The sequence below is a fragment of the Mesorhizobium sp. C399B genome, from assembly GCF_030323185.1.
Classification (GTDB): Bacteria; Pseudomonadota; Alphaproteobacteria; order Rhizobiales; family Rhizobiaceae; genus Mesorhizobium.
On record NZ_CP100472.1, the window covers coordinates 4,933,131 to 4,952,271 of the forward strand.

19 protein-coding genes and 2 pseudogenes are annotated in these 19,141 nt (G+C 64.1%); 17 read left to right on the forward strand and 4 right to left on the reverse strand.

Annotated features, from left to right (window positions below):
* The first annotated feature begins 6 nt into the window (after positions 1 to 6).
* The 5 genes from NLY36_RS23420 to NLY36_RS23440 all read left to right on the forward strand — a co-directional run bounded on the left by NLY36_RS23420 (position 7) and on the right by NLY36_RS23440 (position 5,166).
* The gene (locus tag NLY36_RS23420; protein ID WP_031249128.1) at positions 7 to 1,068 is read left to right on the forward strand and encodes a substrate-binding domain-containing protein; all 1,062 of its coding nucleotides are present in this window, start codon (positions 7 to 9) and stop codon (positions 1,066 to 1,068) included.
* Positions 1,069 to 1,135: 67 nt separating this feature from the next.
* A complete protein-coding gene (locus tag NLY36_RS23425; protein WP_023735717.1) occupies positions 1,136 to 2,197 on the forward strand; it encodes a substrate-binding domain-containing protein in 1,062 nt (353 codons plus the stop codon).
* A 35-nt stretch (positions 2,198 to 2,232) separates the two neighbouring features.
* Positions 2,233 to 3,201, forward strand: coding sequence for an ABC transporter permease (locus NLY36_RS23430; protein WP_023686847.1), 969 nt, complete (start codon positions 2,233 to 2,235; stop codon positions 3,199 to 3,201).
* Positions 3,202 to 3,213: 12 nt separating this feature from the next.
* The gene (locus tag NLY36_RS23435; RefSeq protein ID WP_023729115.1) at positions 3,214 to 4,413 is read left to right on the forward strand and encodes an alanine racemase; all 1,200 of its coding nucleotides are present in this window, start codon (positions 3,214 to 3,216) and stop codon (positions 4,411 to 4,413) included.
* Between the two features lie 9 nt (positions 4,414 to 4,422).
* The gene (locus tag NLY36_RS23440) at positions 4,423 to 5,166 is read left to right on the forward strand and encodes an ATP-binding cassette domain-containing protein (protein WP_023686849.1); all 744 of its coding nucleotides are present in this window, start codon (positions 4,423 to 4,425) and stop codon (positions 5,164 to 5,166) included.
* A gap of 23 nt (positions 5,167 to 5,189) precedes the next feature.
* Here the strand turns inward: NLY36_RS23440 and NLY36_RS23445 are convergent.
* Positions 5,190 to 5,443: pseudogene (locus NLY36_RS23445) on the reverse strand (MBL fold metallo-hydrolase); the annotation flags it as partial.
* Here NLY36_RS23445 and NLY36_RS23450 point away from each other — a divergent pair.
* A complete protein-coding gene (locus NLY36_RS23450; protein ID WP_023715648.1) occupies positions 5,403 to 5,567 on the forward strand; it encodes a hypothetical protein in 165 nt (54 codons plus the stop codon). The pseudogene NLY36_RS23445 and the gene NLY36_RS23450 sit on opposite strands and share 41 nt — an antisense overlap.
* Positions 5,568 to 5,719: 152 nt before the next feature.
* Here NLY36_RS23450 and NLY36_RS23455 read toward each other — a convergent pair whose 3' ends face one another.
* A complete protein-coding gene (locus NLY36_RS23455; protein ID WP_023695130.1) occupies positions 5,720 to 7,309 on the reverse strand; it encodes a GMC family oxidoreductase in 1,590 nt (529 codons plus the stop codon).
* Positions 7,310 to 7,313: 4 nt separating this feature from the next.
* Positions 7,314 to 8,816, reverse strand: a complete 1,503-nt coding sequence (locus tag NLY36_RS23460; RefSeq protein ID WP_156933195.1) for an aldehyde dehydrogenase family protein — start codon at positions 8,814 to 8,816, stop codon at positions 7,314 to 7,316.
* A 208-nt stretch (positions 8,817 to 9,024) separates the two neighbouring features.
* On the opposite strand from NLY36_RS23460, the gene NLY36_RS23465 reads away from it, so the two are divergent.
* The 10 genes from NLY36_RS23465 (at position 9,025) to NLY36_RS23510 (ending at position 17,547) form a co-directional block, all read left to right on the forward strand.
* Entirely contained in the window at positions 9,025 to 9,918 is an 894-nt protein-coding gene (locus NLY36_RS23465) for a hypothetical protein (RefSeq protein WP_023695132.1), read from the forward strand.
* Between the two features lie 35 nt (positions 9,919 to 9,953).
* A complete protein-coding gene (locus NLY36_RS23470) occupies positions 9,954 to 10,541 on the forward strand; it encodes a YceI family protein (protein WP_023735715.1) in 588 nt (195 codons plus the stop codon).
* 264 nt (positions 10,542 to 10,805) lie between these two features.
* The gene (locus tag NLY36_RS23475; RefSeq protein ID WP_023695134.1) at positions 10,806 to 11,594 is read left to right on the forward strand and encodes an SDR family NAD(P)-dependent oxidoreductase; all 789 of its coding nucleotides are present in this window, start codon (positions 10,806 to 10,808) and stop codon (positions 11,592 to 11,594) included.
* 13 nt (positions 11,595 to 11,607) lie between these two features.
* Complete coding sequence (locus tag NLY36_RS23480) at positions 11,608 to 12,402, forward strand: MoaF C-terminal domain-containing protein (RefSeq protein WP_023695135.1); 795 nt, start codon at positions 11,608 to 11,610, stop codon at positions 12,400 to 12,402.
* Between the two features lie 17 nt (positions 12,403 to 12,419).
* Positions 12,420 to 12,809 (forward strand): nuclear transport factor 2 family protein, encoded by a 390-nt coding sequence (locus tag NLY36_RS23485; protein ID WP_023695136.1) that lies wholly within the window; start codon positions 12,420 to 12,422, stop codon positions 12,807 to 12,809.
* A gap of 55 nt (positions 12,810 to 12,864) precedes the next feature.
* Entirely contained in the window at positions 12,865 to 14,073 is a 1,209-nt protein-coding gene (locus tag NLY36_RS23490) for an amino acid ABC transporter substrate-binding protein (RefSeq protein WP_023735714.1), read from the forward strand.
* A 142-nt stretch (positions 14,074 to 14,215) separates the two neighbouring features.
* On the forward strand, positions 14,216 to 14,953 hold the full coding sequence (locus tag NLY36_RS23495; RefSeq protein ID WP_023695138.1) for an ABC transporter ATP-binding protein: 738 nt from the start codon (positions 14,216 to 14,218) through the stop codon (positions 14,951 to 14,953).
* Position 14,954: 1 nt separating this feature from the next.
* Positions 14,955 to 15,662 (forward strand): ABC transporter ATP-binding protein, encoded by a 708-nt coding sequence (locus tag NLY36_RS23500; RefSeq protein ID WP_245260223.1) that lies wholly within the window; start codon positions 14,955 to 14,957, stop codon positions 15,660 to 15,662.
* On the forward strand, positions 15,659 to 16,555 hold the full coding sequence (locus NLY36_RS23505; RefSeq protein WP_023695140.1) for a branched-chain amino acid ABC transporter permease: 897 nt from the start codon (positions 15,659 to 15,661) through the stop codon (positions 16,553 to 16,555). The genes NLY36_RS23500 and NLY36_RS23505 overlap by 4 nt, the downstream gene beginning before the upstream one ends.
* A gap of 5 nt (positions 16,556 to 16,560) precedes the next feature.
* Positions 16,561 to 17,547, forward strand: coding sequence for a branched-chain amino acid ABC transporter permease (locus NLY36_RS23510; RefSeq protein WP_023686861.1), 987 nt, complete (start codon positions 16,561 to 16,563; stop codon positions 17,545 to 17,547).
* 139 nt (positions 17,548 to 17,686) lie between these two features.
* On the opposite strand, the gene NLY36_RS23515 is transcribed toward NLY36_RS23510, so the two are convergent.
* The gene (locus tag NLY36_RS23515) at positions 17,687 to 18,637 is read right to left on the reverse strand and encodes a helix-turn-helix domain-containing protein (RefSeq protein ID WP_023695141.1); all 951 of its coding nucleotides are present in this window, start codon (positions 18,635 to 18,637) and stop codon (positions 17,687 to 17,689) included.
* Between the two features lie 76 nt (positions 18,638 to 18,713).
* Here NLY36_RS23515 and NLY36_RS23520 point away from each other — a divergent pair.
* A pseudogene (locus NLY36_RS23520) lies at positions 18,714 to 18,946 on the forward strand (alcohol dehydrogenase catalytic domain-containing protein); the annotation flags it as partial.
* Between the last annotated feature and the right edge of the window lie 195 nt (positions 18,947 to 19,141).

A 19,141-nucleotide genomic window follows, 5' to 3' on the forward strand; every position in this document is an offset into this window, starting at 1 on the left:
ACTGACATGCCGATGAAGACACTGATCGCCGCCGCCTTTGCCGGCGGATTGATGCTTGCCGCCAACCCAGCTTTCGCACAGACGGTCGGCCCGCAGGGCGAGAGCGCCACGCCGAGCGCCGAGGTGATCCTAAGCGATGCCGACATCGCCGCGCTCAAGGACAAGGGCTACAAGGCTGCCTTGCTCTGGCACACCTCGTCCGATTTCACCAATGCGGTAACCGCCGGCGCCACCGACGAATTCGCCCGCGCCGGTATCACCATTGCGGTCAAAACGGATGCCCAGTTCGACTCCGCCCGCCAGCGCAGCGACATCGAGACGGCGTTGGCCGCCAAGCCCAACGTCATCTTGGCGCTGCCGCTCGACCCGGTCACCTCGGCAGAAGCCTTCCGCCAGGCGGTCAAGGACGGCACCAAGCTGGTGTTCCTGTCCAACTTGCCCAAGGACTACAAGCAGGGCACCGACTACGCTTCGATCGTGACTGACGATCTATTCCAGATGGGCAAGCAGGCTGCGGACGCGATGGCCAAGGCGATCGGCGGCAAGGGCAAGGTCGGCTACATTTTCCACGACGCTGCCTACTACGTCACCAACCAGCGCGACCAAGCCTTCAAGACCACCATCGAGAAGGTCTATCCCGACATCAAGATCGTCGCCGAACAGGGCATATCCGACCCGGCCCGCGCCGAGGAACTGGCCAACGCGATGCTTTTGCAGCATCCCGATCTCGACGGCATCTACGTGACCTGGGCCGAGCCGGCCGACGGCGTGCTGTCGGCGCTACGCGGCGCCGGCAACGCCAGGACCAAGATCGTCACGCTCGACCTCGCCGAGCCGGTCGCGCTCGACATGGTCAAGGGCGGCAATGTCGCAGCCCTCGTCGCCGACAAGGCCTATGAACTCGGCCGCGCCATGGCTGCTTCCGGCATGAAGTCGCTGCTTGGCCAGCCGACACCAGCCTTCGTCGTCGCCCCGGCCCTGACCGTCACCAAGGAGAATGTCGCGCAGGGCTGGAAGGACTCGCTCAACCGCGACGCGCCGCAGCCGGTGCTCGACGCGTTCAAGTAAGGCTCTCGCTCCGGCGCGGCCCGCCGCACCGGAGCTTTTCTTCGACAACAAAAAGGGGAATCGGGACATGCGCATAGCATCTGCAATCATAACGACGGTGGCGAGCCTGCTAGCCATGCACGCCTTCGCCGCCGAAGGCGTCACCACAGGACCGAATGGTGAAAAGCCGGTGCCGGCGAGCAGTCTTACGCTGACGCCAGCCGAAGAGCAGCAGATCAAGGACGGCAAGTTCACCGCCGCCCTCGTCTGGCACGAGATGAGCGAATACACCAACGCCGTCAATGCCGGCGCCCATGACGAATTCAAGCGCCTCGGCATCGAGGTGGTGGCGCAGACCGATGCCGGTTTCGACGCCGCGCGACAGAAGGCCGATATCGAGACGGTGATGGCCAAAAAGCCGTCGATCATCCTGTCGCTTCCCGTCGATCCGGCGACTGCAGCTTCGGTCTACGATCCGGCACGACAGGCCGGCGTCAAGCTCGGCTTCGTCGACAATTCCCCGGCCGGCTACAAGCAGGGCAGGGACTATGTCACCATCGTCTCCGACGATCTCTTTCAGATGGGCAACAAGGCCGGCATCGCCATGGCCGAGGCGCTCGGCAAGAAAGGCAAGGTCGGCTACATCTTCCACGATGCCGACTTCTACGTCACCAACCAGCGCGACCAGGCCTTCAAGAAGACCATCGAGCAGGACTATCCCGATATGAAGATCGAGGCCGAGGCCGGCATGGCCGACCCGGCGCGCAGCGAAGACATCGCCCAGGCGATGATCACCCAGCATCCGGACCTGGACGGCATCTATGTCACCTGGGCCGAACCGGCGCTGAGCGTGCTTTCGGCCTTGCGCGGTGCCGGCAACACGCACACCAAGATTGTCACGCTCGACCTCAATGAGCCTGCCGCGCTCGACATGGTCAAGGGCGGCAACATCGCGGCCCTCGTCGCCGACGAGGCCTACAGCATTGGCGTGACGCTGGCGCGCGCCTCGGCAGGTTCTCTGGTCGGCAAGAAGGCCGAACCATTCTATGCCGTAGATTCCATCGCCGTCACCAAGGACACGGTGAAGGACGGTTGGAAGAAGTCCCTCAACAGGGACGTACCGGCGGCTATCGCGGACGCGGTGAAATAGGCTCGAGGCGAAGCGCTCACCACCGGAGGAATAAAATGTCCAGTGCCAACACCAGCGCCGGTAGCAGCTTCGCCAGCCGCTTCAATCTGCAGCAATATGTCGTCTACCTCGGTTTCCTGGCGATCTTCCTGTTCTTCGCCATTGTGCTGAGGGACAGCGGCTTCCTCACCGTCCGAAACTTATCGAACATCGTGTTGCAGACGACGCCGGTGACGATCATGGCCATCGGCCTGGTCTTCGTCATGTCGGCCGGCGAAATAGATTTGTCGATCGGCTCGATCGTGGCGGTGGCGGCCCTTGCAGCCGCCGTCACCATCAACGCGTACGGCATGCCGGCAGGGATAGTCGCCGGCCTCGGCGCCGGCCTGCTGATCGGCGTCATCAACGGCGTGCTGGTGGCGTATGTCAGGCTGCCCTCCTTCCTGGTGACGCTGGCGACGCTCGGCCTGTTCGCCGGCGTTTCGCGTTCGATGACAGACCTTCGCTCGATCTCGGTGACCAACGAAGCGTTCACCGGCTTCTTCGGTTCCGGCTCGCTGCTCGGTGTCCCCTCACTCGTCTGGTGGTCGGTGATTGCCGTGGCCATCGGCCACCTGGTGTTCCGCGAAACCCGTTTCGGCGCGCATGTGCTGGCGACCGGCGACAATGCCCGCGCCGCAAGCGTATCGGGCATCAGCGTGCCCAGGATCAGGCTCGCCGTGCTGACCATCAGCGGCGGGCTCGCCGGTCTTGCCGGCTTGCTCTATGCCGGTCGCCTGCAGGCGGCGAAATATACTCTCGGCGAAACCGACCTGATGACGGTCATCGCCGCCGTCATCGTCGGCGGCACGCTGCTCAATGGCGGCAAGGGCTCCGTGGTCGGCGCGCTGGTCGGCTCGTTGATGATGGGCATGCTCAACAACGGCCTGATCCTGATGGGCCTGTCGGTCTCCGACCAGATGATCGTGCGCGGCCTCATCATCCTGACCGCAGTCGCCGTGTCGCTGCGCGAAAAGAACCGCTGAAGGAAGCCATCCATGTTTCTCGACATTTTGCGCCGCCGCAACCCCGCCTTCATCGAATCAGCTATCCGGTTGCACCAGCAAGGTAAGCTGCCGGCCAATGCTTATGTGCTCGATCTCGACACGGTTGAGGCCAATGCGCGGGTTCTCAAGAGCGAGGCCAACCGCAACGGCCTGAAGATCTTCGCCATGACCAAGCAGGTCGGCCGCTCCTCGTCGTTCTGCCGGGCTGTGATGCGCGGCGGCATTGACCGCGCGGTCGCCGTCGACATGGCTTGCGCCCGCGCCACCCACAAGGCAGGCATGAAGCTTGGCCATCTCGGCCATCTCCAGCAGGTCGCAAAATTCGAAGCGGCGGCTGCGGCGAAAACCTTCAAGCCGGACTACTGGACCGTGTTCAATGATACCAAGGCTGGGGAAGCGGCAACAGGCGCCAAGGCGGCCGGCTATGTGCAGCATCTGCTGGCCCGCATCGCCGCCGAAGGCGATATCTTCTATCGCGGCCATGAAGGCGGTTTCAATGCCGCCGACATTATCGATGTCGCCGACCGGCTGGATGCCGTCGAAGGCGGCCGTTTCGCCGGCATCACCACTTTCCCTGCTCTGCTGTTCGACCATGCTTCGCGAAAAGTGCTGCCGACCCCCAATCTGGCGACGCTGGCGAAAGCTGCGGAAGCGTTGGCCAAGGCAGGCCGCAAGGACATTGAGATCAACGCGCCGGGCACCACGTCGAGTGTCATGCTGGCGGCACTCGCCGAGGCTGGCGCGACGCAGTGCGAGCCCGGCAATGGACTGCATGGCACCACCGCGCTGCATGTCATGGAAGATTTGCCGGAGCTTCCGGCGGTGCTCTATCTCACCGAGGTCTCGCATCTCTCCGGCGGCAAGGCCTATTGCCTTGGCGGCGGCTTCTACATCGATCCGATCTTCCCCGACTACGACGTCAAGGCGATCGTCTCGGCTGAACCGACGACGGCAGGCTCGGCACTGCGCAGCGTCGAGGTGCCGCCGCCCTCGGCGATCGACTATTACGCCATGATCGATGCCGCCGGCGCGAACGCGCCGAAGCCTGGCGACAGCGCCGTGTTCGGCTTCCGTGGCCAGGCCTTCGTCACCCGCGCCCATATTGTCGGCGTGTCGGGCATTTCGACGGACAATCCGAAAGTGGAAACCATCGAGAACGGCTTCGGTGAACCCTATGCCTGGCCAGTCTAGGAGAAACACATGACGGTGAGCGCGCCCATCCTTCAGCTGCACGACATTCGCAAGAATTTCGGCGGCATCACCGCGATCGAGAGTTTTTCGCTCGAGGTTTTCCCGGGCGAGATCGTTGCACTCGTCGGCGACAACGGCGCCGGAAAGTCGACGCTGGTCAAGATCGTCTCGGGCGTCCACCCGCCCTCGTCCGGCACCATCGTCATCGAAGGAAAACCGGTGACGATGTCGAATGCCACCATGGGGCGCGCGCACGGCATCGAGGTCGTCTACCAGGACCTAGCGCTGGCCGACCAGCAGACGGTCTACATGAACATGTTCCTCGGCCGCGAGCCGCTGAACCGCCTCGGTTTGCTCGACCGCCGCCGCATGATCGACGAGACCGAGAAACTGGTGAAGGAACTGGACGTGCGCATCCCCTCCGCCCACGCCACTATCCGCGATCTCTCCGGCGGCCAGCGCCAGGGCGTTGCGATCGCGCGCGCCACGCATTGGGCAAGCAAGCTGATCCTGCTGGATGAGCCGACGGCGGCGCTGGGCGTTGCCGAAACCGCCCGGGTGGAGGCTATCGTCCAGTCGCTGAAGCAGCGCAATGTCGGCATCCTGATCATCAGCCACAGCCTCGACCAGGTCTTCAAGCTCTCCGACCGCATCTGTGTTCTCAGGCGTGGCAAGCAGATTGGAATTCGCGAGACCGCGAAGACCGATAAGAACGAGATCATTGCCATGATCACCGGCCTGCAGCAGCAATAGCAGGAACCTCTCTGAGAGCCCCCGCCCGAGATCCGGATGTTGTCGGCGATCACGCGATCGATCAGCTTGTGCCGCGTGGTGATCGCCATCGGCCCGTCCTGGTCGTAGCTGCCTTGCCACTCCGGATGCGGCGCCAGCAGCGCTGGCACATACATCGTGTCGCCCGAAATCATGCGCTGTTCCTTGCCGTAGTTTGCGAGGTAGACCGAGTGGCCGGGCGTGTGGCCGGCGCAGCGATGATCTGGAAGCCGGGCGCGACTTCGGCGCCGTCATGGATGCTGCTGGAACTGCTGCGTCTGGTGAAGCTGCCTGCATCGCCTGAATTTCTCCAGGCGTATCCGCACCAGCTTTCTGGCGGCCAACAGCAGCGCGTTGGCATCGCTATCCCAGTCTCGATTTGATAGGACCTATGCAATGTATGGCGGCGCCGACATCACCGTGCCGCCCGGCGGCGTCAAGCTGTCCGGTTTCGGTCGCGACAAAGTCGCTGCATGCGCTGGACAGATACACCGTCTCAAAACAGCCTGGATTTCTCTGGGCTGCCCGTTTCTCGCTAAGCGCTGCCGAGGATGAAATCGGCGCACCGATCGGCGATCATGATCACCGGCGCGTTGGTGTTGCCGCTGATGAGACGCGGCATGATCGAGGCGTCGCAGATGCGTAGGCGCGGCACGCCGCGCACGCGCAATTGCGGGTCGACCACCGCCTGGTCATCGGTGCCCATCCGGCAGGTGCCGCAGGGGTGATAAACCGTCTTGGCGTGTTCGAGGATGTGGTCTGTTATGGACTGATCGGAAAGGTCGGCGGCCCCGCCCGGCGACAGCTCCTCGGCGATCACCGCCTGCAGGGCCGGCTGACGCAGGATGGTGCGGGCGATCTTCATGCCGGCGAGCAGCAGGGCAAGATCGCCGGGATCGGTCAGAAAGCCGGTGGTGAAGCGGATCGGGGCGGCCGCGTCGCGCGACCGCAGCCTGACCATGCCGCGCGAGTTTGGCCTGAGCACACAAGGGTTGAGCTCCATGCCGTGGCGATCGATCGAGCCGTGCTCGGCGCTTTCGATCATCACCGGGAGGACGTGGAACTGGATGTCGGGCCGGCCGTCGCCATCGGTGTCGAAAAAGCCGCCGCTTTCGACGACGTTGGAGGTGAGCAGGCCGCTGCGGAACAGCATGTACTGTATGCCATGGCGCAGCGCCCGCAGGCCACGGTCCTCGCCGAGCAGCGAGATCGGCTGGCGCGTCAGCGCATAGACGGGGGCGGCGACATGGTCCTGCAGGTCGCGGCCGACCGAAGGCATGTCGCGGATGACCGGAATGCCGAGCCCGGCCAGATGTTCGGCGGGTCCCAGTCCCGACAGCATCATCAATTTCGGCGTTGCCAGCGCGCCCGAGGTGAGGATCACCTCGGCCTTTGCCGTCGCCGCGTGGTTCCGGCCATCCGAAGTGGTGTAGGCAACGCCGCTCGCCGCGCCGTTTTCCAGCGTCACGCCGGTGACCAGCGCATCGGTGACGACGGTGAGATTGGTATTGCCGGCCAGCGGCTTGAGGAACACTTTTGCCGCCGACTGGCGTTCGCCATTCGATGTAGTCGTCTGGTAGAAGCCGACGCCCTCCTGCCCGGCGCCGTTGAAGTCGTCATTGTAGCGGAAGCCGGCCTGTTGCGCCGCCTTGACATAGGCCATGGACAACGGATGGCGGTAGCGCGGATCGGAGACCGGGAGCGGTCCCTCGGTGCCGTGGCGTTCGCCGGCGAGGCGCTCGTTGCGCTCAAGCCGCCGGAACACCGGCAGCACCTCGTCCCAGCCCCAGCCGGGGCAGCCGAGGTCGCGCCAGCCATCATAATCCTGCGGTTGGCCCCTGACATAGAGCATGGCATTGATCGAAGAGCCGCCGCCCAGTGTGCGGCCCTGCGGCACCGGCAGCCGGCGTCCGCCGACGCTCGGTTCCGGCTCGGATTCGTAGATCCAGCTGCGCGCCGTGCCGATCACCTTGGCGAAGGTGGCGGGCATGTCGATGAGCCTGGTGTTGTCGGCCGGCCCGGCCTCGACGAGGAGCACGCGCTTGCCTGATCCGACCAGCCGGTTGGCCAGCGTGCAGCCGGCCGATCCGGCGCCGGCGATGATGTAGTCGTATTCGGCGCTCATCGTGTCAGGCGTAGCGCATGATGACGGTCTTGGTCTCAAGATAGCCTTCGATCGCGGCACGGCCATGTTCGCGGCCGATGCCGGACTGCTTGAAGCCGCCGAACGGTGCGGCGGGGTCGAGCGTGTTGTGCGAATTGACCCACACGGTGCCGGCCTTTAGGCTGTGGATGGCGGTCATCGCCTTGCCCAGGTCGCGGGTCCAGATCGAGGCTGAGAGACCATAGCGCGTGTCGTTGGCGATGCGGATCGCCTCGTCGAGGTCGGCGACTGGCATCGCCGCCACCACCGGCCCGAACACCTCCTCGCGCATGATCTCCATGTCGGGTCGGACATTGTGCAGGATGGTCGGCGCCACATAATGGCCCCTGGCCGGCACCGGTCGCGCGCCGCTGACCCGCTCGCCTCCGGCCGCCAGTCCACGCTCGACAAAGCCCTCGACGCTTTTCCGGTGCTTGGCCGAGACCAGCGGATTGATTTGCGCTTCGGCATCGCGGCCGGCGCCCAGCGTCATGCCGTCGGCGATTTCGGCCAGCCTTGCCAGCGTGCGGTCGTAGATCGATTTCTCGATCAAGAGCCGCGAGGCCGAGGTGCAGACCTGGCCCTGGTTGAAGAACATGCCAAGGCCGGCGACCAGCGGCTCGATGCCTTCCTCCATGTCGGCAAGCAGGATCATCGGCGATTTCGACCCGAGCTCCAGCGTGAAGCGGGCGACACGGTCGACCGCCGCATGGCCGACGCGTTTGCCGACTTCCGTCGAGCCGGTGAAGGTCAGCTTGTCGATGCCGGGATGGCGGATCAGCGCCTCGCCGGTGACGCTGCCGCTGCCGGTGACGATGTTGACGACGCCCGGCGGGAAGCCAACGGCTTCGATCAGTTCGGCGAGCCTGAGCAGGCCTAGTGGCGTTTCCTGCGGCGGCTTCAGCACCACGGTGCAGCCGCAAGCGAGCGCCGGCGCGATCTTCCACATGCCGATCAGCAGCGGAAAATTCCACGGCACTATGGCGCCGACGACGCCGACCGGCTCCATCACCGTCATCGCCTGGTGTCTGGCGCCCGGCGGCACGGGGATGGACACCTGGAAGGTCGAGCCCTCGATCTTGGTCGCCCAGCCGGCATAGTAGCGCAGCCAGTCGACGGTGCCGCCGGCGCTGAGCATACGGGCGACGCCGAGCGACTTGCCGTTCTCGATGCTTTCGATCTCGGCCAGAAGGTCGGCGTCGGCCTCGACCGCGTCGGCGAGTTTCAGCATCAGGTTCTGGCGATCGACCGGCCGCATCGACGCCCAGGGGCCTTCGAGCGCCGCACGCGCCGCGTGCACCGCCCGATCGACCAGTTCGGGGCCGCTTTCGGGGACACGGGCGACGATCTCGCCGGAGGCGGAATCGTCGACGGGGAGGTCGTTACCGGCAAGGCCGTCAACAAAGCGGCCATTGATGAAGGGCCGGTGCGAACGCGCCAGGAACGCGGCGGCGGCTGGGCTGATCGGCGGCACCATTCTCTCGTTCATGCCATCCTCCTCGATGTTGATGAACACGGTGCAGCGAGGGTTATGGAGCGCATGGACTGGCTTCAAGCCAAAGGCGGCGCGAGTGCGCGCTCAGTCAAAACAAAGTTCCCGCTCGGACAAGACACCTCGCGATTGAGTGGCCTAGATCAGGATCGCATCGAGCCGCGCGTTTTGCGCGAGCCTCCCTGACGCGAAGAGGTGTCGGCCATTGAGCGCATTGCTGGGCAATCCGATGGTCACCACGGCGGCGCTGCCGCTTGTGCTCGGCATGGCGATGGCGTTGCTGGCACGATTTGCGCTGCCGGGATCCTCGCCGGCGCTCTCGTTGATCTGGGCCGCGTTGCTGCTGTTCTTCTACTGGGACACGCTTGGCCCGCCGGTCGTGCCGCCCGTCGCCGCCAGCCAGAAGCTGATCTATCTCGCTGTTGCCGGTATTCTCATCGGGCTGTTGCCCGAGCGCCTGTTGAGCACCCCGGGCGTGCTGGTCGCCGCGGCCCTTGCGGCGGCGCTGTTGTGGCTCGGCTGGCGCCGCCTTGCTGGCGGTTCGCTCGATCCGCAGATGATCGCAGCCCTCGTCACCGGCCTTCTCGTAATCGTCGGCGTCGCGATGCTGCTGTCCCTGAAGGCTTTGCCGTCGCCGCTGGTGGAGGATCCGTTCCTGGCACCCGCGGCCATGCTCGCCATGTGCCTGGCCGGCGCCATCATCTCGGTGCTTGGCGCGTCGATCGTCACTGGGCAGTTGCTGGGATCGCTGGCCGCGCTCGCCGGCGGCTGGTGCCTCGTCCAGTATATCGCGGTGCTGCGCGGCGGCACGGCGGCCGCCTGGAGCAAGGGCGCCGAGCTGATCCTCGTCTACGCCGCGGCCACGGTGCTGATCCAGATGGCGCTGCTGGCGCCTAAGGCCAATCCGGTCGCGCTGGTGCTTTCGCCCTTGCCGCTGATCGTGGCTGCCCTGGTGCCCGGTCCGCTGCGGCGCCTTGTTCCCGGCATCAGGCCGTTGCGGCCGCTGGTTGCCGGTCTGCTGATCGCCATGCCGGCGATGCTGGCCATCCTGACGGCGATCGTTCGGGCGCCGCACGGAGCCGCGCTGGGCTTTTCCTGAGCCAAGAAATGACAACCAACAATGGGGAGAGATACGTGACAATAGGAAAACTGACGGCCGCGCTGGCCTTTGCCTCGACATGCGCGTTCGCATCGGCCGCGCACGCCGAAAACTACGAGATCGATGGCCAGCACGCCTGGGTTACCTTCACCATCAAGCACGGCATCTATGGCATCGCGCATGGCCAGTTCGATGCCGTCAAGGGCGCCATCGTCATGGACAAGGCCGATCCGTCGAAGAGCAGCGTGAAGGCCGAGCTCGATGTCGGCTCGGTGCACACCGCTTATGACCAGCGCGACAACGATCTGAAAGGCCCCGACTTCTTCAACGCCGCCGAATTCCCGGCGATTTCGTTCGAGAGCACCAAGGTCGAGAAGGTCAGCGACAAGACCGGCAAGGTCACGGGCAATCTCACCATCAGCGGTGTGTCCAAGGAGATCACGCTCGACGTGACGCTGGTCAATGACGCGCCGGCGCCGTGGGATGCGACGCTGACCAAGGCAGCGTTCACCGCCACGGGAAAAGTCAGCACCGCGGACTTCCCGATGGCCAAGGCTGCCGCCGGCTTCGGCCTCGGCCCGGATGTCGACATCGTCATCGATCTCGAAGCGATGAAGAAATAGGCCCCTTCTTTGTTTGGCGCAATTCCCCGGGGGAAGCGCTACGCACTTTCCCCGGGAAAACCGCTTCACACTTTCCTGGAATTGCTCTTGCGGGGGTGGCGGCTGCCGCGCGGCCGAGAGGTCGCGCGGCTTTAACGGACGAGGCGCGAAGTGCGCGCTCAGTCAAAACAAAGTTCCCGCTTGGACAAGACGCGAAACGGCTGATGCCGCACTATGCCCAGCGAAGATCGGCGCAGCCGGCACAGCACCAATCGGGATGGAACCATGCGATTTTCCGGAAAGACGGCTTTCATCACTGGCGGCGGCACCGGCATTGGTGCCGCGGTCGCAAGGCGCATGGCGGCGGACGGCGCCAAGGTGGTGCTGATGGGCCGGCGGCGCGAGCCGCTGGAGGCCGTCACCAGGGATATTGGCGGTCTGGTGGTGCAGGGCGATGCCGCCGATCCGAAGGCGGTGCGTGCGGCGCTTGCCGAAGTGCATGAAAAAATCGGACCGGTCGATATCCTCGTCGCCAATGCCGGCGGCCATGGTGTCGGCCCGACGATTTCGATGAGCGACGAAACCTGGAGCCTGGCGACGCGCACCAATCTCGACACCGCTTTCGTTTGCGCCCGCGAATGCCTGCCGGACCTGATCGCGCGGAAGGGCAACATCGTCGTCGTTGCCTCGATCGCCGGGCTGTTTGCCGGCCCGGACGCTGCCGGCTACGTCACCATGAAGCACGCCTGCATCGGCTTCGGCAAATCGTTGGCGCGCGACTATGGCCGCAAGGGCGTGCGCACCAATATCATCTGCCCGGGCTGGGTCTCAACCGACATGGCCGACGAGCAGATGGCGCTGATCGTCGAGAAACACGGACTTGGCTCGACCGACGAGGCCTACCGTCTGGTGACCAAGGATGTGCCGCTCGGCCGTTCGGCGACACCGGAAGAGGTTTCCAACGTTATCTGCTTCGTCGCTTCGAGCGAGGCGGCCATGATGAACGGTTCGATCCTGACCGTCGACGGCGGCGCTACCGTCGTCGACCTGCCGACATTAGCTTTTGTCGATTGATTGGGAGAGTGCGATGAAGGACCAGAACAGGCCGGCGGACTGGAAGCATTTCGATGATTTCGCCGCCGGCATCGCCACCAACCGGCTGGCGACGACGTCAGCGTTGCGCGGCCAGACCTTCAAGATCACGCTGGACACCGGGCGCACAATCGACCTTGCCTTCACGTCGGCCGACACGGTGGCGTGGAGCGAGGGTAGCGAGGCGGGGGCGGACTGGTACGAGGCGCTCGAAGTCGCCGCTAATGTGTTCTTCATCAACATGACTTTCGCCGCCCGGCCGACCGAGGATGAGGCCTACGTCGTGAACACCAGCACGCGCCGGGTGCTGTCGGTGCGCGAACGGGTGCGTGAAGAAGGCGAAGCGCCCGGCGAGCCGCTCGTCGCGCAGACCTGGTCGGCCGGCGTACTCGGGGATCCCGGCAAGGCGCCGACCGGTATCAAGCCGGCGCCGAGCCGGGACCTGATCGGGCTCACCGCGCACTACACCTACAGCCCCAACCACGTCTACGAGCACATCTATCTGAGCTCCGAGCGTTATGGCTGGCAGAACCTCGTCGGCATCCAGCGTGGCCATGGCGACGTCGACCTCGCGACCACCTGGAAGTTTGCAGACAACCAATATGTGTTCGGCTTTCGCGAGTTCATCATCCCGGTCGCCTCGCTGTTCTTCTACAATTGGGACGTCATGCGCTCGACCGGGAAATTCCTCGGCGTGACCAGCCTGGGCAAGGTCGAGAACAAGCCGGCAGGCGCTCACATCGAGAAGAAATCCAGAACCGTCTATGACGAAGGCAAGGCGCCGGTCTGACCGTGCGGGAGAACACGATGAACAAGAACTACGAAGCTATCAAGGCTCATTACGCCGGCTCCAATGCCAAGGATTTGGCCGCGATGATGGCGCCGATCACCAGCCGCACCGCCTGGACCGAAATGGCGGGCTTCCCCTATGCCGGCACCTATGTCGGCCCCGACGCCATCATAGCGGGGGTCTTCAAGCGCATCGGCGAGGAGTGGGACGGCTACACGCTGAAGCTCGAAAGACTGGTCGATGGCGGCGCCACAATCGTCGGCATCGGCACCTATTCGGGCACCTACAGGAAGACCGGCAAGCCAATGTCCGCGCGCGTCGTCCATGTCTGGGAGATGGACGACGGTAAAGCCGTGAGTTTCGAGCAATTCACCGACACCAGACTGGTCGCGGCAGCGACGGTCTGAGGCATGCGGGCGGGCGCCGATGCGTCTGGCCGATGAAACAACCTGGGAGGATGCAATGGGAAAAAATCTGAAGGCAATTCTGGCGGGCCTGGTGCTGGCGACCGCAGTTGCGGCCGGCGTCACAGGGGTCGCGAATGCCGCCGGCGATGAGATCGTCATCGGCGCGCCGATCTCCTTGACCGGGCCGCTGGCCGGCGACGGCAAGGAGCAGAAATGGGCCTATGAGCAAGCGGTGGCCGATATCAACAAGGCTGGCGGCATCATGCTCAAGTCGGCCGGCAAGAAGCTGCCGGTGCGCCTCGTCGTCGCCGACGACGAAAGCTCGGAAGGCAAGGTCGCCTCGGCGCTGGAAAACCTGATCAAGGTGCAGAAGGTCGACGCGCTGCTATCGACCCATTCCGGGCCGATGAACATCGCCGGTGCCATCGTCGCCGAGAAATACAAGAAGTTCTACATGATCACGACGGCGTTCCCGTTCGAGTGGCAGCCGTTGAAGCTCAAATATTCGGCCCTCTTCTTCTTCCACCCGGGGCCGGGCGCCGAAGTGCCATTCGAGATCTGGAACAAGCTGCCGGCCAATGAGAAGCCGAAGAACCCGGCTCTTGTCACCGAGGATTCGCCCGACGGCAAGGGCTTTGGCGGCGCCTTCGAGGCGGCTGCGAAGAAATATGGTTACACTTTCGCCGTGGACGATCCCTGGGCGATCGGGGCCACCGACTACTCGGCACTGATCACCAAGCTCAAGGCCGCCAACGTCGACGCCATGCTGGTGTTCGGCTCGCCGGCCGACACTGTGACGCTGCTGCGCCAGATGAAGGAGCTCGGCTTCTCCGTACCTTATCTGCATGGCTGGAAGGGCACCTGGACGGGCGAGTTCCACGAAGCGCTCGGAGCGGATTCAGACTACATCATGACTGACGGTTTCTGGTCGTCGAGCTATCCCTATCGAGGCGCCAAGGAACTCGGAGATCGCTACGAGGCCGAATTCAAGAAGGACTCCGTCACAGTCGGCGCCTTCTACGCTAATGCGCAGGTGCTGGCGCAGGCGATCGAAAAGGCGGGAACCACCGATGCCGCCGCGCTGCATGACGTGATCTTCAACCAGGAATTCAAGGACACCGTCGTCGGCGATCTCAAATTCGACCAGACAGGCTTTGCCCTGATCCCCAGCGTTGCCACGCAATGGTGGCAAGGCAAGCACCAGCTGATCTTCCCCAATGGCAACTGGACCTACAAGCCGGCGCCGGCCTGGGACAAGCGCTGAGCGGCGAGGGCACGGGCTCCGACGTTGCCGCCCGCCCCTTCTCCCCCGTCGTACGCGGGGAGAAGGGCGGCGGGGCGACGAGGGCGGCGCTGACCTCGACAGATTGCATGGACAGCTTCCCCTGGAGAAACGGAAACACACGATGCAGCCTGACGAGACCTTGCTTCGCCTCGAGGCGATCCAGAAGCGGTTCGGCGGGCTTGTCGTGCTCAACAACATCGACATCGCCGTCGGAGCCAATGAGCTGATCGGCCTGATCGGTCCCAACGGCGCCGGCAAGTCGACACTGTTCAACGTAATTACCGCGCTCTACACCCCAACCCAGGGCCGTATCCGCTTCCGTGGCGAGGACATCACCGGCACGGCCCCGCATCGAATCTGCCGGCTCGGCATTGCCCGCACTTTCCAGCTGGTGCGCACGTTCCTGACCATGACCGCCTTCGAGAACGTCATGGTTGGCGCCGTCTATGGCTCCGGCGGCCGGGTCAAGCATGCGACGGCAGCCGCCGAGGAGGCCCTTGAACTGGTCGGGCTGACTGGCAAGCGCGATATCCGCACTGCACACATGACGCTGTCGGACCGGCGACTGCTGGAGATCGCGCGAGCCGTTGCCTCCCGCCCGGGGCTGCTGTTGCTGGACGAGCCGATGGCGGGGCTGAACCCGACCGAGATCCAGCGCATGGTCGATGTCATTCGCCGCGTGCGCACAGACAAGGGGGTCTCGATCCTGTGGGTAGAGCACAAGGTCGATGCCATCATGAAAGTGTGCAGCCGGGTAATCGTCCTGGACCATGGCGAGAAGATCGCCGACGGCACGCCGCGCGAGATCGTTGCCAACCGCAAAGTGATAGAGGCCTATCTTGGCGAACCGGCTGCTTGAAGTGAACAACGTGGAAGTTGCCTATGGCGACGTCGGCGCGTTGTGGGGCGTGTCGATCCACGTCGAGCCCGGCAGCATCGTCGCCATTGTCGGCGCCAACGGCGCGGGAAAGACGACGCTGCTGAAGACCATCTCCGGTCTGCTGAAGCCGAAGCGCGGCGAGATCTTCCTCTCTGGCGCGCTGCTGGCCGGCAAGGCGCCGGAGGAGATCGCGACGATGGGCATCGCGCATGTGCCGGAAGGGCGCGGCCTGTTCCGGCAGATGACGGTGCTGGAAAACCTCGAACTCGGCGCCTTCCAACCCAAAGTTCGGAAGCGCTTCAAGCAGTCGCTGGAGAAAGCTTACACGCTGTTTCCGCGGCTAAAGGAGCGGGCAGGGCAGAAGGCCGGTTCGCTCTCCGGCGGCGAGCAGCAGATGCTGGCCATCGCGCGCGCCACCATGTCGGACCCGTCGCTGCTGATTCTCGATGAACCGTCGTTGGGGCTGAGCCCGATCGTGGTGCAGCAGATGTTCGCTCTGATCGAGACCTTGCACAAGCAGGGCGTCACCATCCTCTTGGTCGAGCAGAATATCCATCAGGCACTGAAGGTCGCCGACTACGCCTTTGTGCTGAAAACCGGCGAGCTTGCCATGCAAGGCACCGGTGCCGAGCTCATCGCCGATCCCGAAATCCAGAAGGCCTATATGGGCGTATTGGAGGTGCAATGATGCAGAACATTCCGCCTCCCGAAATCCTGCTGCAACTGTCGCTCAACGGCGCGCTGGGTGGCGCCATGTACGGCGTTGCGGCGGTGGGCCTCAGCCTCATCTTCGGCACCATGCGGCTGATCTTTCTGGCGCAGGGCGCGATGATCATCCTGTCCGCCTATTTCGCACGAGCGCTGTTCTACGGCGTCGGCATCGACCCTTTCGTGTCGCTGCTGATCGTGGTGCCCGTCGGGCTCGCTGTCGGCTGGCTGGTCTACCAAGGCCTGTTTCGCCGCGCGGCGGCAGCGGAGGACCGCAACATCTCGCTCTTGATCGCGGTCGGTCTGATGTTCCTGATCCAGAACCTGATGACGGTTATCTGGGGCGGCAACACTGCGGCGATCGTCACCTCCTACACGGCGAGCGGCATCGAGATTTTGGGCGTGCGCACCTCCTTCACCCGTTCGATGGGCTTCGTGATTGCGCTCGCCGGTACCGGCCTGGTGGTGCTGTTCCTGCGCAAGACATTGGTCGGTAAGGCGGTGCGCGCGGCCTCCGAGGACATTGAGGCGGCGACTCTGATGGGCATCAGCCCGCACCGCGTCAACGCCATCGCCTTCGCGATCGGCATAGCGCTTGCCGGAGCGGCCGGGGTCGCGGTGGCGACGACATTCCCGTTCAACCCGTTCGCCGGCTTCATCTTCAGCCTCAAGGCGCTGGTGGCGCTGGCGCTGGGCGGGATCGGCAATGTAGCGGGCGCACTTGCCGGCGGCATCATCCTCGGTCTGATCGAAGCCTATGTGCAGTATTTCATCTCGGGCGGCTGGACCAACGCCGTAGCCTACGGCGTGTTCCTGGCGGTGCTCATGTTCAAGCCGGAAGGCCTGTTCAGCCGGCCCTACAAGAAGGCTTGAGCGTCATGATCAAGAAAGCCTTGCCGAAACAATTCTGGATTGGGATCGCAATTGCTGTGGTCGCGGCCCTCGCGCTGGTGCCGCTCGTGCCCGGCGCGATCGATTCTTATGCCTTTTCGCTCCTGTTCTTCGTTTTCATCTACGCCACCATGGCGCAAGGCTGGAACCTCGTTGCCGGCTTCGGCGGCCAGATCAGCCTCGGTAACCATGCCTTCTTCGGGCTCGGCGCCTACACCACCGCCATCCTGTGGAGCGGCAATTATCTCTGGGGCTCGTTCTATGACGCCTATCCGCGGATCTACTATTTCGACCCGGCGACGATGATGCTGGGCGGACTGGTCGCGGCCGTCGCCGCCATCATCATCGGCCTGCCGTTGCTGTCAAAGCTGCGCGGCGACTATTTCGCGCTCGGCACGCTCGGCTTCGGCGAGATCGTCAAGGTGATGTTCATCAATGGCGGTGATTTCACCGGCGGCGCCTTCGGCGTGGTGGCGCCCGCCGGCACCTTCGATACGCTCTTGCCGCACTATCTGGTCGGGCTCGGCCTGATGGTGGGCACGGCGCTTGCCATCCGCTTGCTGATGCGCTCGCGCTACGGCCTGGCGCTAGTCGCCGTGCGCGACGACGAGATGGCGGCATCGGCCAACGGCATTGACACGCTAAGGGTCAAGGTCGCCGCCTTTGCTGGCAGCGCCTTTATCGCCGGCGTCGCCGGCAGCCTGTACACCTACTACATCTTCCATGTCGGCCCGGACTCCGTCTTTGACCTTGACTGGATGCTTTTGCCGCTGATGATGACTGTGGTCGGCGGCACCGGCACCGTGCTCGGCCCGATCCTCGGTGCCTTCGTCATGTACGCGGTGTTCGACCTGGCGCGCATAGTCGTGCCGGATTACCACCCGGTGATTTCGGGTCTGACCATCATCTTGGCGATGCTGTTCTTGCCGAAGGGGCTGATGCGGAGTTTTGCGGGCCGGGCGCGGACAGCTTGAGGCCTGAGTATAGCCCTTTTGAGACGTAAGCGCTGCAGGTCGGGAGTGAGAGTCCTCGAGAAGGTGAGATAAAATGTGCCCGTATATGGGTGCAAAACAGTTTGCGGTATCCGATAAAGATACGGCTAGCAGCACCTTCCTAATGCACCACCACCATTCGCACTCGCTCCCGCAAGTCTCTCGGCGCAACATCATACTTGCTTCTGAACGCCCGCGAAAAATGTGCGCTAGAATTGAACCCGCAGGCAAACGCGACTTCCGAGATGGAGGCTGAGGCGCGGGCGGGCGACAGCAGCTCCTCCTTGCTGCGCTCCAGCCGTCTATCCCACACGAATCGCTCCAGTGTGGTGCCTTCGCCTTCGAAGGCGCGGTGCAGATAGCGGCGGGAGCAGCCCATGTGGCGGGCTATGTCCTCGGCCGACAGGTTTGAACGCGCCAGGTTGGCGTCGATATAGGCGACGATGCGTTCACGCAGCGCTTCCAGCGGCGAGCGGCGGAACTCCGGCGCCGTCGGCCTTGCCTGGATCAGTCCGTTGACGAGTTGTATAAGGCTTTCTCCGACACGGCGGCAACTGGCCTCGTCGAGCTTGTGCGCGGTGCCGATCGCCATCTGCATCAGACCGGAAACGATATGGGTAAGGCTATCGTCGTTGCCGGGCAACGGCACCGGCGCCGAGAGACGCGTCAACGTCCCGTCGCCGAAAGTCGAGCGCGGCACCTGCAGGATGAGTTGGTCGACATCCGACAGGTTTTGCAGCGAATAGCTGCGCATTGGATCATAGATGATCGCAGCGCGTGGGCCGAGATCGACCGCGACCCCCTTCTGCTCGAAACGGCTGCGGCCGCTGAGCTGCATCAGGATTTTGATCGCATCGGGATCGAAGCTACGCCAGAAGGTGCGGTCGCTGACGACGAGATGCGACTTGGCCTTGATCTCGGAGAGCCGACAGGAGCCGAGATGCACGGACACGAGCTTCGGCAGCGACGGCGCCTCGCCGCGCGAGAAACGCTGGGTGATCGGGCCGAACAGCATCCGCGACGCGGATAGGAAAGCCTCGCCATCGGCGACGCTCACGTGGTGGGCGGTCATAGTCTCCTCCACATTCTCATTGTTCCCGTCTTGTCGCGGGATTGTGACGCTGCGGCAGCGCCGCGTCTTCCTTAACATGATAAGCATCTTTGCCGCAACGGCGGAGGTGATTCACGCCGCGCCGCCCGGCCAGCCGGAAGCCGGATGGGCGCTGGTCAGCATCAGCCATGTCGGACTCTGTGGGACCGACTACCATATTTTTGAAGGCAAGCTCCCTACCTGGCCTATCCGCGCATCATGGCGCATGAACTCTCGGGCACCGTGACCGCGGTCGGTGAGGGCGTCGCCATCGAGTTCGGTGAGCGGGTCGGAGCCGGCTCGCAACCGCCGAAGGTAGGCTGTGATGCCCGAGCCGGTGAAATAGGTTGTTCACGGCAGTTGCGATCGCCGACCGGTTGGCTGCTTGCGCCCGGGGGGCAGCCGAAGGCCGGGATCTAAAACGCCGCAATATTGCCTCTCGAGCGGCTCCTGCTTCGAAGGCAGTCGCCGCAATGTCGATGCAGT